Origin of the sequence: Geomonas sp. Red32, assembly GCF_023652955.1 — a bacterium.
In the GTDB taxonomy this organism is placed as follows: domain Bacteria; phylum Desulfobacterota; class Desulfuromonadia; order Geobacterales; family Geobacteraceae; genus Geomonas.
The window spans coordinates 159,510-174,033 of sequence record NZ_JAKLOY010000006.1 but is presented as its reverse complement, the minus strand read 5'-3'; the positions used below and the strand labels follow the sequence as shown (position 1 = coordinate 174,033).

The 14,524-nt window shown below is 55.8% G+C and carries 12 protein-coding genes and 1 pseudogene; 3 read left to right on the top strand and 10 right to left on the bottom strand.

The features are described from left to right. Window positions 1–850 precede the first annotated feature (850 nt). The 6 genes from L4X63_RS16445 to L4X63_RS16420 form a co-directional block, all read right to left on the bottom strand. Entirely contained in the window at window positions 851–3,358 is a 2,508-nt protein-coding gene (locus L4X63_RS16445; protein WP_250679733.1) for a CARDB domain-containing protein, read from the bottom strand. Window positions 3,359–4,239: 881 nt separating this feature from the next. Further along, on the bottom strand, window positions 4,240–4,926 hold the full coding sequence (locus L4X63_RS16440; RefSeq protein WP_250679732.1) for a cytochrome c biogenesis CcdA family protein: 687 nt from the start codon (window positions 4,924–4,926) through the stop codon (window positions 4,240–4,242). Continuing rightward, a complete protein-coding gene (locus L4X63_RS16435) occupies window positions 4,923–5,300 on the bottom strand; it encodes a thioredoxin family protein (RefSeq protein ID WP_250679731.1) in 378 nt (125 codons plus the stop codon). Before L4X63_RS16435 ends, L4X63_RS16440 begins: the two co-directional genes overlap by 4 nt. After that, window positions 5,297–5,527 carry a thioredoxin family protein gene (locus L4X63_RS16430; protein ID WP_250679730.1) on the bottom strand — a complete coding sequence of 77 codons (231 nt, stop codon included), beginning with the start codon at window positions 5,525–5,527 and terminating at the stop codon, window positions 5,297–5,299. The genes L4X63_RS16435 and L4X63_RS16430 overlap by 4 nt, the downstream gene beginning before the upstream one ends. Window positions 5,528–5,540: 13 nt before the next feature. Next, window positions 5,541–6,488, bottom strand: coding sequence for a permease (locus L4X63_RS16425; protein WP_250679729.1), 948 nt, complete (start codon window positions 6,486–6,488; stop codon window positions 5,541–5,543). 86 nt (window positions 6,489–6,574) lie between these two features. Then, the gene (locus L4X63_RS16420) at window positions 6,575–6,913 is read right to left on the bottom strand and encodes an ArsR/SmtB family transcription factor (protein ID WP_250679728.1); all 339 of its coding nucleotides are present in this window, start codon (window positions 6,911–6,913) and stop codon (window positions 6,575–6,577) included. Window positions 6,914–7,214: 301 nt separating this feature from the next. Between L4X63_RS16420 and L4X63_RS16415 the strand changes: the two genes are divergently transcribed. Beyond that, window positions 7,215–8,039, top strand: a complete 825-nt coding sequence (locus L4X63_RS16415; RefSeq protein WP_250679727.1) for an acetoacetate decarboxylase family protein — start codon at window positions 7,215–7,217, stop codon at window positions 8,037–8,039. Between the two features lie 188 nt (window positions 8,040–8,227). On the opposite strand, the gene L4X63_RS16410 is transcribed toward L4X63_RS16415, so the two are convergent. After that, on the bottom strand, window positions 8,228–9,238 hold the full coding sequence (locus L4X63_RS16410; RefSeq protein ID WP_250679726.1) for a transposase: 1,011 nt from the start codon (window positions 9,236–9,238) through the stop codon (window positions 8,228–8,230). A 340-nt stretch (window positions 9,239–9,578) separates the two neighbouring features. On the opposite strand from L4X63_RS16410, the gene L4X63_RS16405 reads away from it, so the two are divergent. Continuing rightward, window positions 9,579–10,397 carry a ParB/RepB/Spo0J family partition protein gene (locus tag L4X63_RS16405; RefSeq protein WP_250679725.1) on the top strand — a complete coding sequence of 273 codons (819 nt, stop codon included), beginning with the start codon at window positions 9,579–9,581 and terminating at the stop codon, window positions 10,395–10,397. A 213-nt stretch (window positions 10,398–10,610) separates the two neighbouring features. On the opposite strand, the gene L4X63_RS16400 is transcribed toward L4X63_RS16405, so the two are convergent. Next, the gene (locus tag L4X63_RS16400; protein ID WP_250679724.1) at window positions 10,611–11,624 is read right to left on the bottom strand and encodes a YncE family protein; all 1,014 of its coding nucleotides are present in this window, start codon (window positions 11,622–11,624) and stop codon (window positions 10,611–10,613) included. Window positions 11,625–12,285: 661 nt separating this feature from the next. Here L4X63_RS16400 and L4X63_RS16395 point away from each other — a divergent pair. Beyond that, window positions 12,286–13,383 (top strand): nuclease-related domain-containing protein, encoded by a 1,098-nt coding sequence (locus L4X63_RS16395; protein WP_250679723.1) that lies wholly within the window; start codon window positions 12,286–12,288, stop codon window positions 13,381–13,383. 156 nt (window positions 13,384–13,539) lie between these two features. Here the strand turns inward: L4X63_RS16395 and L4X63_RS16390 are convergent, their stop codons facing one another. Together L4X63_RS16390 and L4X63_RS16385 are read right to left on the bottom strand one after the other, a co-directional pair. Then, window positions 13,540–14,202, bottom strand: a complete 663-nt coding sequence (locus tag L4X63_RS16390; RefSeq protein ID WP_250679722.1) for a transposase — start codon at window positions 14,200–14,202, stop codon at window positions 13,540–13,542. 119 nt (window positions 14,203–14,321) lie between these two features. Further along, window positions 14,322–14,453 (bottom strand): annotated as a pseudogene (locus L4X63_RS16385) (helix-turn-helix domain-containing protein); the annotation flags it as partial. Between the last annotated feature and the right edge of the window lie 71 nt (window positions 14,454–14,524).

Sequence of the window (14,524 nt, the reverse complement as noted above, 5' to 3'; positions counted from 1 at the left end):
TTTCAAAACATTTCCAAGCGCGAGAAATGCGGTCATTTGGCGGAAACACAGTAAGGTAACCGCTTCGCTACACAATCCGTGCCCACCCGATAAGCCGCCCCTTCTCCCCCGCTCCGTCCCCACGAGTGACATCACGCAGGCCAGAAGATCTCGGTCAGCCGTCGGTCCGAAAAGCTCCGGATCTCCCGGGTGTGTCAAAAGCCGGTGAAATGCCGGAAGAGATAGCGGCGACACCAGTACCAATTAATGGCCTCAACGAAACAGCCGCCCTCCGCCCCAGCAATCCACGGGGATCTCTTAGATATCACTGCGTGTGTAGCACGTATCTCTCAGGTCCTCACCGTCGACTGATGCGGGGCAGCAAGGCCAGCTCAAAAACTCTGGTCAGGGGATCGCGTGCCCATTTGGGTCGGCCCGGTATCCCCTCATTCCCAGCCTCCCCGCGATGTCATAGTCAATAAAAGGATCTGAATCGGACGGGCAAACACCACAAATCTTGTGACTTAATCAAAAACTGAGCCAACAGGTCGCATCTGGCAGTATCGCAATATTCTGCACAGTTACAGTCCTTCATACCAACCTCGCACAGTATTAAATTTATTTTACTGTTCGTTTTTTTACAATTCCAATACCTCAGCTTGTAAAAGCTGCCGTTTTAGCGTCACTTTGCCGGGTTGTAAAAAAATTCACAGTGAAAAAATTTACAGGGGAGACGATAGCGCGCGGAGGAGAGAGGTTAAGCGAGGGGAGCTGTCTGTTTGCGTGCGGATTGGATCGTTCGGGGAAAGACTCCTTGCCCCCTCCCTTGAAGAGAGGGGGCAAGGGCCTGCCAGGCACCCACTTATGCCATTTACTGTATCGTGGTCGGACTACCTGCTAGTGCGTTGTTGGTTTCGTCCATCTCTTCGTTACGGTCGGAACTATCGGCATAGGCGCCGATATAGTACGTCCCGTTGGCCACCGGCGGCACCGTAGCGGTTACGTTGAACGACTGCTGAGCGCCGACAGCAAGGTAGCTGACCAGGCTCTGCCGCAGGCTCGTGCAGCTGGTGGTGATGTTGCTGGTCGGGCAGAGATAGAGACCGACGTAGTAGCTATTCATTGCGGGACCGATCCCCTGGTTTTTCACCGTCACGGGTACCGAAATCTGCTGTCCCACGGAGGTGGACGCCGGTGCAGTCACCTGCGTCATGACGAGGTCGGGTCCTTTAAGAACGGTGGTCGGTGTCGCCGCCGCCAGGGTGTTGTTGGTCTCGTCGGCTTCGACTACCTGTTTTGACGGGTCTGCTATCGCGCCGATGTAGTAGTTTCCGCTCGTCACGGTTCCCAGGGGAGCGTTCAAATTGATGGTCGTCTGGCCGCCAGGGGCAAGCGAGGTGAACATCTTGGTCGCAAGGTTCATGCAGGTGGTGTTTATGTTGTTGGTCGGGCAGAGATAGAAACCGACGTAGAAGGTGCCGGTCGAACTGTACCCGATATTTTTGATGGTGGCCGGGACGGTAATGGTCGTCCCCGGAATCGCCGTCGCCGGCGCAGTCAGAGAGGTCACCACGAGGTCGGGAAGCGCAGGCCCAAAGACGGCAGAGATGGTATGATCCGCTTCCACGCTTTGGAACGTGTAGCTGGTTACCGCCCCTACGGTCTGGTTGTCGACATAGACGTTGACCACCACGTAGCCCGTGGACGGGGTGATGGCGAAGGTCTGGCTGTCGTGGTAATTGACGGTTGCCGACGGCGGGGAAATGCTGCCGCCGGGACCGGCGGTGGCGGTGATGGTGTAGGTGTTGATGGCGAAGGTTACATGAATGGTATGGTCCGCGTTGACGTGATCGAAGGTATAGCTCGGCAAGGCACCTTTGTCGGCGTTGTCAACGTAGACGTGATCGACGTGGTAGCCGGTAGCAGGCGTGAAGGTAAAGGTCGCGCTGTCATCGTAAAGGACGGTGACGGCCCCGGAGGGAGAGATGGTTCCGTTGAGCCCCGCGGAGGCGGTGATCGTATACCGGTTACGCTCGAAGCTGGCCTCGACGGTGTGGTCGGCCCTGACGTTGTTGAAGCAGTAGCTGGTGTTCGCCCCTTGGGAGACGCCATCGACTTTGACATCGAGGACATGATACCCGGGGTTGGGGGTGATGGTGAAGCATTGGCTCGCACCTGCCGCCACCAGAACCGCACCCGACGGGGTGATAACGCCGCCCGGCCCTGCCGATGCGGTTATGGTGAAGGCGTAGGTGAGACCCACGTCATGCAGCACTGGAGAGGTGATGCCGTCCCAGGTGAGCTTTACCTGTAATTCAGCCGCATTGGCGAAGGGAGCGGACACCGGGACGGTCGTGGTGACGGTACCGTCGGCCTCGGTCACGGCCGACGCGCCAGCGGTGGAGGCCTCATACCAGGTGTCCGCGGTGCCGTCGGGGCCGAGATAGAGAGCCGTGTCGAGAGATGCCACGTCGGGAGCGGCGCGCATCTGGAGCTGGATGTTCTGACCGGTGAGCAAGGGGTCCGCGTTCCAGTTCAGAAGGATCGTAGAGGCGCCGGTGAGGCCGAGGTTGGGCGCGTAGAGACGCAAACCGGCATTGCCGGGAGCGGACCCGCCGAGGATGCCGAGCACCGGCTCGACCTGGATGTCCTGCAGCACCAGGTTGGTGGTACCGTCGATGACGGTGACGTAATTGTTGGATTTACCGGTCAGGTAGACCTTATTGTCGGCTTTGATCGTGGCGGTGGTCGCTCCGGCCGTCACGGTTACCGTCTGCAAAACGGTATCCGAGGGGGCGTCGAGTATCGAAACGGTCTGGTCGCCGGTGTTGGCAAGGTACACCTTGTTGTTGGCGGAGTTATAGGTGGCAGCATAAACGCCGTTGGTGGCAGCACCGATGGTAAGAGTCTTGATGATCGCGCCGGAGTCCGCGTCCACCACCAGGACCGTGTTACTGTTTTGCTGTCCAACGTACAGCTTGTTGTCGGCGGAGTCGTACACGATCCCTGCCGCAGGATTGGGGAGCGGGATAGACCCGGTCACCTGGCCGGTAGCGGCATCGATCACGGAGAGGGAGGTGCGGGTGACCCCCGAGGTGTAGATCTTCGAGGAAGTGACGCAGGTGATGGTAGCCGTGGTGACGAAATCCCTGGGGATCCCTACCTTGATACTGTCCGGAATGCTGGTAGTGTCGATGTTGTTCCTGTTGGTCGGCGTACCGAGAGTACTGGCGTTACTCTCGAAGTCCGCCTTCGTTGTCCAACTCACCGATGGACCCGCTGCCATGGCGCTCATGGCCGTACCGGCAATTGCCATGGCCACAACGACCGCGAGCTGGCGTTTCAGTAGGATCGAAATACTTTGCATCAACGACTTCATTCTTTTGCCTCCAATAAAATGTAATGAAAGATCCGACACGTCCTCACTACCTCCCTTTCCACCTCCTTCTTTAGGAATGGGCCACGGCCATCCAAGGTGCGCGGCCAAAATAGCTAATGATTTAGCAATATTCGGGCCGCGGGTAACGGTATCTCAAATAATTACTCATGAATCTTGTAACTAAGTGAATTCCTGTATATTGTTTTTGTCGAAGGAGAAGGCGGGATGATGGCGTTACGGGGAGGCGTGGGTCGTCGTGCGGGAGATGCGTCGTTAAAACGCCGGGAGAGGCGGCTAATACGCGGCCCCTCCCGAAAGCTCTGCCAGGATTTCTATAAAGTGCGCAGCGGTTGCAAAAGTTGGTTATTAATTTTCCAAAGTTGGTGCAGCAGTTTTACAACTGCTGGAAGCAGCTGTTAAAGTTGTGGGCAAAATACAATAGGTGGGCAAGGAACTTTTTACGGTGGCGTCAGTCCTTGAAAGGGTTTTCACCAAAATTACTTCGGATTCTCTCTTAATGTTATGAAGTGGTGATTTAATTTGTGAAAATTAGAGAGCAACTTTATCAGGGCTGGGCAGGTAAAAAGATTTTTCCGGCGGGATCAACGAAAGTTCCGGCAGCATTTTAAAGTTTGCCATCATCTGCTGTTATGGCGGCGTTCTAATTTGTGAAAGTACCACTCTAATTTGCGCAACTACCGCTCGAGTTTGTAAAAGTACCTCGCCAATCTGTTGAGATCCCTTTCGGATATTTCAAAATCCCTTCAAAGCTATAAAAAGTTTAGACGGCCGCGTAAATGCTTTGACTATCCCCCCCCGAAAACCGAGCCCGCCCTCCCCTTCCCCCCCCGGCTACAACATGAGAGAAAAGAAGAGCCGCATTAAAACGATTGCAGAAGCAGATATATCCCGGCAATTGCGACAACGCCGCCACCGACCCGTTTCGTCCAGGTCGAGAAATTCACGATCCCCTTGGCCTTAACCAGGGATTCGACAAACCCGGTAAAAGTGCCAGCCAACAACATAAGGAGGCAGTGACCAACGGCGTACGTGAACAGCAACGCCATTCCGTAGAGCACCTTCCCTTTCGTCGCAACCACCGTCAAAAGAATTACCAGCACCGGAGTTGCACAGGGAGACGAAACGACACCAAAGAAAAGGCCGAGCAGGAAGGAACCGATCGCCCCTCCCCGCCTCGGCCGGTAATTAAATTTCACAGGAAATCGTAACTCGTAAAGCCCCATGAGTTGACCGCCCATCGCCAGCGCAACTATCCCGGCGACAAGATACCACCGCCCCCCCAACGTTCCGAACATGGTCCCGAACAAACCGGCAGCCGCACCGAATGCGGTGAACGTCACCGACAGTCCCATTACGAAGGCTAGCGACAACCTGAACGCCCGGCGACGGTCGCCATCGGCATAGCCGCCGACAAAACCGACCACGAGAGGAATAGTTGCCAAGACGCAGGGAGAAGCGGACGATAACACCCCGGCCAGGAAAACTACTCCGAAGGCAATTATCGGGTAAGCGGCAATGAGATGCTCAGCATTATCGAGGAAGGTCACCGCAGTCCCGCTGCCTTCAGGTAATTGATAATGTCGGCTTTTTCCATCGCCCCGATGTGCCTTTTCACCTCACGCCCCTTGGCATCGAAAAAAATCTGCGTGGGAATCATCTGGACACGAAACCGTTGCGCAGCTGCATCGTCCGCATGCACGTCGATGAAGAGGACCGATGCCCGCCCGCGGTATTCATTCGATAGGTTCTCAAGGATGGGAGCCATCTTCTTGCAGGGGATACAGGTCCGCGACCCCAGGTCGATCACGGTGGGCCTCCCCGAGCGGAGAGCCTGGCGGATAACAGCGTCGGAAGCGGAAGGAAGCTCGGCACGGGCGGTAGCGGCAACAAGCAAAAGTGCCGCGGCAAGAAGCCACCTCATGACAGCATCCCCAGGATTTCGGCAACGGAAGCCACCTTACCGGAAAACTTCACCTGGCCGTCGATGACCAGCGCCGGTGTGCTCATGACGCCATACTTCATGATGGAAGCGATATCCTCGACCTTCACCACCTCGGCGCTCTTGCCGCTCTCCTCCAACGCCTTCTTCGTGTTCTCGTACAAGGTCTTGCACTTCGCACATCCTGTTCCCAGCACTTCGATTTTCATGATCTCTCTCCTTTCATAGAATGGCATTGAACAGATACCCGACAACGATAATTGCTACTGCGACGATCCCGAAAAAGGTAGCCAGCAGCCTTGCCTTGAGAACGTTCTTCAGAATGACCGCCTCCGGAAACGACAAGGCAGTCACCGCCATCATGAAGGCCAGCACCGTCCCGATAGGAAGCCCCTTTTCCATGAGGGCATGCACGATGGGGATGATTCCGGCAGCGTTACTGTAAAGCGGGACGCCGATGAGTACCGCCAGCGGCACGGCAAAAGGATTATCCCTCCCCGCGTACCGCACGAGAAAATCCTCAGGAGCATAGCCGTGGATGAAGGCCCCAAGCCCGATGCCGACGATGACGTAGGGCCAGATCTTCTTCAGGAGCTCCACGGTATAGTCGCGTGCGTAAGAAAGCTTTTCCTTAAGAGTTTGCTCCGGTACCTCCGCCGCCCCGACTTTGACCTCCCAAACGAAATCCTGGACATACCTCTCCATCTTTAGCCGCCCGATAACTATGCCGGCGAAGATTGCCACCAGCACACCGGTCCCAATATATATAGACGCGACTTTCCACCCGAAAAGCCCCCATAGCATGATTAGAGCCACTTCGTTCACCATGGGGGATGAGATGAGGAAAGAGAAGGTAACGCCGAGAGGGATACCGGACTCGACGAACCCGATGAAGAGCGGGACTGCGGAGCAGGAACAAAATGGGGTAACGATGCCCAGGAGAGCGGCCAGCACATTGCCGACGTACTCGCGGTTGTGAGAGAGGATGCGCCGGGTCCGCTCCGGGGAAAAATAGGAGCGAATTACCGCCACCACGAAAACGATAGTCGTCAGCAGCAGGAAAATTTTGACCGTGTCGTAGACGAAGAAATCGAGAGCCGCTCCAAGATGGCTTTTGGGATCCAGCCCCATGGCCACGAATACCAGATAATCGGCAAAGCTTTTCAGCATCCAATGCCCCTTTCAGATCAAAAAGCAGCAACTCTCCGGACGTTTCTTTTCATCCGAATGGACGGATATCTGCCGGACAAAAAAAATTAGGCGCAGCCGGCATCCTCGGAAAACGAGGCAAGCCGTTTGATATCTTCCGCCACGATTGCTAACTCGGGAAGGCGCTCTTTGAGTACGGAAGCAAGTTGCATTTTCAGGGAGTTGTCTGCGGCAACCGTGTAGTTGATCCACACCCCTTCCCTGCGGTCGTTAACCCATCCCGCATTCTTGAGGTAGGAGAGATGCCGCGACACGGTAGATTGCGGGAGTTGCAAAGTCGCAGTGAGGTCGCAGACACAGAGTTCCCCCGAAGCAAGGAGGAGCGCCATTATTCTGAGTCTGGTTTCATCGGCAAGAGCTCTAAAGTACTGTACGGTAACTTTCATGCCGCCGAATATATCCGGATGAGCGGATATGTCAAGAAATTTTACTCGTTCGTGTCCGCCTTATCCAAGAAAGAAGGTAGGTCGCGTTGAGGCACGAAACGCCACGCCAAACCTTTCCACGCACCCCTCAATTTCCCTCGCAGATCAAAGAAAACATCTCGTCCTCTCCTCGTTTGTTTTGTGCCGGTAGCTACTTTTTGTAACGCTGTTAGAAAATTTTATTGATTGACGTTATAAATTAGCATAGAGTGCAGTTTCATCGGAGAATTGGGTCATATTGCTTCATTCAAAGGAGGGTTGTATGCGTGTCAATGTTCTTGGTTTCATAACCGCGTTCTTCTTTTCTCTCATCTCCCCTGCACTCGCTGTCTCCGACAATCCCGCTGTTTTGGGCATGCCTCGGATTGGCCCGGCGTACGGTGCCCCGCCCCGCAGTTATCACGATTCAAAGGTGGTCATCATCACCTTCAAGACCTCACCGGATGTACTGCAAAAGCTCGTTCCGAAGCCGATGGTGCCGAATAAGGAAGGCATCATCACCCTCTACTTCGGGCACTTTGAGGCTCCCGCCTATGACAGGGGAAGTTTCCACTTTCCTGGAGAATCCTACGAAGAGACCGGCCTGGTGGCACCTGTCTCGTTGTTCAAAGAAGGTGGCGGATACTCGCTCTTTCTTTACCTGAACAAGGTTGCTCCGGCGATCAGCGGAAGGGAGATCTGGGGATTTCCGAAAAAGGACGCGGACATTGTCATGACCGAAAAGGAGGGGAAGATAACCTTCAACGTGAACAGGCTGGGAGTACCCATCGTGAAGGCCACCTTCAAGAAGACGGCAAAAGTGGAGAACATTCCGGCCAGGCCTGCCCGTGCGAGGTACAACCTGAAGTACATCCCCTCAGCCACGAAAGACGGCCCACCCGACGTCATGCAGATCGTTTCCTACAAGCAGGAAACCAAGATCAAGGAACTCTACAACGGAGAAGCCAGCCTCGAACTCGGCAGCACTCCCGTCGACCCGTTGGGAGAGATACCCATCGCGAAAATCATAAAAGCCGAGTACCTGGTAGTCGATGGCGGTGTTGATTACGGCGGGGTCCTGTACGACTACTTGAAAGAGAGGAAATAACCTCTCCCCTCCCCTTACTCCCCCTCCCCTTCAAGAAGAGGTTCATCGGGAAATTCCGGGGAAGCTCAAAGTCCCCCTTTGAAAAAGGCGGATTTAGGGGGATTTCCAGTTGCTAACGTCCGCAGCTCAAAAATCCCCCCTGTCCCCCCTTTGCAAGGGGAGGGTCGGGGTGAGGATGGGGTAAACTTTCATCGCACGAGATGGTGCAGCCGGAAATCGTAACGGAGGAGCGTCTCCCCCGCACTGGCGCCCGCACAGATGGTTGCGTGCGCCATGCCCAATTCGGCGGCTACCGCCCTGCCGGGATGGCAATTCCGTATGTACGCCAGGTAACAGACGACGCGGCGCGCCCTCCGGACATCCGGAGCGCGGCTCCGGGCTCGCACCTGCTCCGGGCTTAGCCCGACCGCCGCGGCTACTTTCTCGACCAGGTCCGATACCGGAACCACCGTGGGACGGGGTCCGAAGATGCTCTCCGCCCTCCCCCGCACCGGCGCCCGGCTCCATTCCTGCGCTTCCTCTATTCCCCGCACGAACGCGCTGGTCCCCAGCATGCGCCCGTCGCACCGGGTCGGGTGCGCCTCCACGCCTAGCCGTCGCACCCGCCGCTTTCCTCCCCCGGCCAACTCCCTTCGCTCGCCCTGCCCCACACCAGCCTTGACGAAGCGGCGGTAAGACAGCAGGCAGCGCTCCCTTTTCCTGCCGAAACGCTCCAGCACCTCTCCCACGCTTTGCCATGCCAGCCTCGAGGAGCCGATGATCGCACCGTGGCCGCACCAGGGGTGACGCTCCAGATCCTTGTACTTCGCCACATCACCCGAGCGCAACGGGTGGAGGTGGAGGTAGCGGACCAACTCTTTGAGGACGGAGTGGTCCTCGCAGGCCACCGACTTGTAGCGCCCGCGGAACAGGCGTCCGCGCCGGCCGTGCCGCTTGTTGAAGCCGCGAGCATAGCCGACCAGGAGCGGAAGCATCAAGGTGGTGAGCCGTTGCGTGGTGGGGCGAAGCAGCAGGTGAAAGTGGTCGGGCAGCAGGACCCAGGCGAGGCACTTGGTCCCCGTCCGGGCGAGGAGAGGTTCCAGCATCCTGAGGAAGAGGTCACGGTCGGTATCGTCCTCGAAGAGCCGTTGGCCCGGGACGGCTTTGACGATGACATGCTGGAGAAGTTCGACGTGGTCTATGCGAGCGAGGGTAGGCATGCCGGAAGTCTACCAGCCTCCCCCTCGCCGGCAACCGTAAGGTGTACCCAATTCACGGTCCCGGAGGGGCATGTCCACTACCGGCACGGACCATGGCGAGCTCTTGGCGATGGCAAATTACGTTGCAATTCCGACACATTAGCCGCAACCACCCCGTTTACTCCCGCTCCGACTGCCAGCCAGGGGGGGGTGAGGGTTTTTGAGAAATTCCTCCACGATTCCGGATCGTTAGTCCATTTTCTGGAAGGTCCTACCCAAAATGCACTTTTCCTACTTCGGATTTGACAGCAGCCATAGAAATGTTAAAAGTTACCAATCACCCAAACAGGAGGTGGCATGTATGGCAACGACCACGGTTGAACAATACGAAAAGGGGAAGCTCTACAACCTCCCCCTCGCCCTCATCCATCCGAACACCAAACAGATGCGGACACACTTCGACGAGGAGGCCTTGGCGAACCTTGCCCAATCCATTGCCGTTCATGGGGTAATGGAGCCCATCGTGGTCTACCCCGACCCCGATCAACCGGGAACATTCTGCGTCGCGGCCGGGTATCGGCGCTGCCTGGCGGCGCCCTTAGCCATGCTATCGACAATACCGGCCATCTTGACCGATGGCGAACCCGAAGAGGTCATGCTGGTGGAAAACCTGGTGCGTGAGCCCTGCACCGCTATCGAAAAAGCCGAAGCGCTCGAAGCACTCAGGGTTAAGCATGGCTACCAGCCTGCCGACCTGCTGAACAGGATCAATTTGGGGACAAAGCAAACGAACGCCCTACTGTCGCTCAACAAGCTGCCGGACAGCGTAAAGGACGACCTTCGGAACAATCCTGGCGCGCCGATTGAGGTCCTGTCAAAGATCGCCCAGGCGGAGAGCCGAGCGAAGATGGTGGCGCTGTACAAGAAGTATAAGGACAAGGGATTGATTACCGGGGAAGTGATCGAGAAGGAAGTGCAGCCGGCTAAGCAGGCAGAGGAGAAGGAAGTAGACGTGTCGTTCGTGTCCGCCTTTTCGAAGAAAGTCGACGGGGTAGCGCTGGGAAAACTGAAGCCGACTCAGCTCCAATCGATGAAAGACGACATGGTGACCGCCCGGTCCACCATCGACGCCGTACTCAAGCACCTGGACGACCTCCTCGCCGCCCAGCCATCGTCGTAACGAATCCCTCACCGACCGGGTCGCATCCCGATCAGCACCAGATCGCCCATACAATCACAGCATTTGCCCCATCTTCCCCAACTGTCCCCTCCCCCTCAAGGGGAGGGTTAGGGTGAGGATGGGGTAAGCGTCAGGTTCGAAGCCGATCCCGAAAACAGTGCAGCTCGCCTGCATAGGCCCAGGCGTCACCTAATCGCCTCGCGAAGGTGCCCCTTACTTCCCGACGACCAAAATCTCGAAGGTGTCCTTAATCATCTCTGGTCGCTGCGTTGCCCCTGTTGCCCCTGTCGCCTTCGCTTCCGAGAACTGCGCTGCCGGCAGGTAGACGTTGTGGGTTGTCGGGTCGATGGCCATGGTCCGGGCGCCCCGTTGGGTCGGGACTGTTTGCAGGACACCGAATCTACCGGGAGAGACTTCATGGGCTATGGTCAGGGTTCCATCTCCGTTGGAACTGAAGGCCAGACCGGTTTCTGCGTCGTATCCGTTTCCGTCCACCTTTGCGCCGATGGGAACGGCGCCGATGACTTTACCGGAGTTGACGTCCAGAACCGTCATGATTTTATTGTGGCACCCCGAGAACACCCTTCCGTGCTGAACATCGAGCCCCATCCCCGATGGTTCAACGCAAGGCTGGAGAGAAAACCGCCTGATTTCTCTGGCCTCGACGAGATCGAGCTCAGCTACCTCGTTGCTATCCTCGATATTGACAAAAACCTTGCCTTTGCCGTCCGCAGCCGAGAACTCCGGCTTCCCGCCAAGAGGAATGGTTCTCACCACTTTGCCGGAGACAGCCTCGAAAACCGTGGCATCGTGGCTCTTCCCGTTGAAGGTAACCACTCTTTTCGAGGCCGGGTCATAGGTAATGGCATCGGGGTTGGATCCGGTCTTCACCTGGCCCAGGACCTTCAGAGATTTCAGGTCGAAGATGGTCGACGAGTTGCCCCGTCCGTTGCTCGTAAAGCCGCGGTTCAGATCGGAAGCCACAGCGATGCCGTGTACGCCGGGGGTGTTAGGTATGTCACCGACAACTTTATCGGCGGCAAGATCGATAACCATGACGTGGGTTCCGCGGGAGACATACAGTCTTCTGGCGGGACCGTCTACGGTCAAATAATCCCAGCCCCCCGCGCCACCAACCGCGAGCCTCTTGAGAATGCGGTAACCGCTCTCCGCAGCGCAGGCATCGGCGCAGATTACCAGGCACACCAAAACCATCAGAAATTTCATTGAGATTCTCCGTTGTCCCCTCAGATGGCCGGCATAGTACCATCTTACGCGCAGCATTGAAACCGCCCCCCGAGGCCGCTCTTTCTCTTGGGATTATGGTAGAGGATAAGATGTTAGGTCGCGTTGAGGCACGAAACGCGACGCCAATGCCGACCATGGGGACGGTTGATGGAGCAACGTTTCATGTTAGAGGGCGTCGCGTTTCGCTTCCTCAACGCGACGTACAGGCTAACGATTCGAATAGACAGGAAGGTATGGTTTCGTCAGTTGAGATTGCAACTATGCAAGCCTGACCCCAGCCTCACCACTTTTTCGGCCGACCCCTGGCATGCAGCGTGGATTCGAGATGGTACGTCGCGTTGAGGCACGAAACGCTGACGCCAAAGCCGGCCATCGGACGGTAGATGGGCAATGTGTGATGTAAGAGGGCGTCGCGTTTTTTCCTTATCGTAATCCTCACCTTGGACAACTTCCGTCTCCGGCGCCAGTTGCTCGCTACAAAGGGCCAAAACGGAACTTTACAAGCCGATCGCGATAGCCCTCGTTTCCCTACTGCCCCTCGGTTGCCCCTCCAATGTTTACCCTCTTCGGAAGCCCCCTTGGCCGCCGCCGACAAAAAATGCTATGCTGCCTTGGCGTTACCAACCAACTGGAGGTGGGGATGATTATCAAAAAAGCCGACAACCGCAAATCCGATGTCCTGGAGCTACAACGGCTCCTTGGATGCCAGATTGCAGCGAAACAGCGGTTTCTTATAGAGCGGGAAATCAAGTGCATCGGATCGGGCGTTCGTGGAGAAGATACATCTGCTTATTACATCGATTTCCATTTACATGACAGCCGAAGGTGGGCAGTCATCCATGACTTGCGAATTGAGGATAAGGGCTTCGTTGCCCAGATCGATCACCTACTGATTAACAGGTGCCTAGATGTCTACGTACTGGAATCCAAAAATTACTATTACGGCATAAAAATCACTCCTGAAAGTGAGTTTTTGGCCTGGAATGGCAAGGGGTACGTGGGCATTGAATCCCCCATTGAACAAAATCGGCGTCATATTCGCCTACTGGAGAAGGTCGTTACGAAAACGGGACTGCTTCCAACGAGGTTGGGGATTCCAATGCCCGCGTCCTATCACAATTACGTGCTTGTGGCGCCTACTTCCAGAATTGATCGACCTAATGCCAAGATGTTTGATTCCAAGATGGTGATTAAGGCAGATGCGCTGTTAGAAGCAATCGAAAAGCGGGTCGATGCGATGGGGGTCGTCGAGACTTTTGCTTCCGCTGCCAAGATCGTTTCTTGGGAAACGCTTGAAGGCTTTGCCCGTTCTCTGGCCAGGCTGCATCGTCCCGGGAAAATCGACTACGCGAAAAAATTTGGAGTGACCATCCAGGACGCTAAACCGGCCCCCAAAGAACTGCCCGCTACTTCAAAATCAGCCACCCACTCCAAAAGAAACACGATCTGTGAAACGTGCGGCGTCGAGGTGGAGAGCAAGGTTGTTTACTTTTGCAGGATGAACGCCGCCAAGTTCGCCGGGAAGATCCTCTGCCAGCCCTGCCAGAAAAAGCCTGTCCCCGTCCTTGAGCCAGAAATCATCGAGCTAACGGAAATGGTGGAAAGGGTCGAAGGGAAAAGCCACGGAACCTGCGGAAAATGTGGATCTCCAGTGGACAAGAAGGTGGCCTACTTCTGCCAGATAAACAAGGAGCGCTTCGACGGCAAAACCCTCTGCCGAACCTGCCAGAGCGCGTAAAGCGCCTTAGCAGCCTAGGTGAGAACGGCACGTCACATCCCCCGGAGGTTGATCGGTGAGTAAAGCCCCTTTGATAGAATCCGTGCAGGTGACAGGCGACAAACGTCTGGTCATCGGTTCAAGAAAAGGTTCAAGAAAAGAAGAAAAGGGGACAGGCTACTTTTCCATCTTCGGCCGGCCCCTAGCATGCAGCGTGGATTCGAGTCCGAGCGTTTCGCAGCCCCTTTCTACCCATGAATCGGCTCCAAAAGGTGTATGCCTGTTGACACTCCTGCGAAGACGTTCAACTTCACTTGCGGTCATAGGCTCGTCTATGAAGCCAGTCCAGTCACCAGGAAGAGCGATAGGTGGTTCAGCAATAATATTCTCAGGTTGTCGCCCAAGGCGTTCCTGATGTGAGGACCATTTCCACTCCTTGCTACTTTTGGTAAGATTTCCCCGCACGGGGTTCCCCTCGATATACCGCATGACGGTGAGCAGATGGTCATCTTCCTGAACGATAAAACTTTTATACCGTCCTTGCCACACATGCCCGCTCGTTCCGTAGTGCTGGTGATACCGTCTCACGTGCGAGGTCATCAGCCATTGCATGAACTTACTTAACACCTCAGCCTTGTCGGGCTGTAATAGAAAGTGAAAATGGTTTGGCATCAGGCAATACGCCAGGACGGCAAGGTCGAATTCGTCCACGGCTTCCTTGATCAAACTGACGAAAGAATGGTAGTCGCCGTCCTTATGAAAGACTTCCTGTCGTCCGTTGCCCCTGTTCAGGATATGAAAAACGAACCCGTCGCTAAGCCCTCGCGCTATTCTCGGCATTCGTTACTCCTTCAAAAAGTAGCCTGTCCCCTTTTCCTTCCCCTGTGTTGCGCTTCTCTGCTATTGGTTGGGAGGCGGTATACCAGTACACGGCGTCGTCAGCGCAGTCTGGTTTAATTGCGTTTGATTTCTCTACTGATGCTGGTGTGGTGACGGCCAAGTCGCCTAGCTATCTCCCTCAGAGGATAATCCGCCATCTTCAGATGGCTGATGACATAGCGCTCCTTTTCTGTAAGATGGGTGTAGGACATGGTGGGCTCCTTTCTGGTGTGAGTTGGTCGCGCTTCTCACACTACCAGAAAATCCCATCATGTCCTGCTGT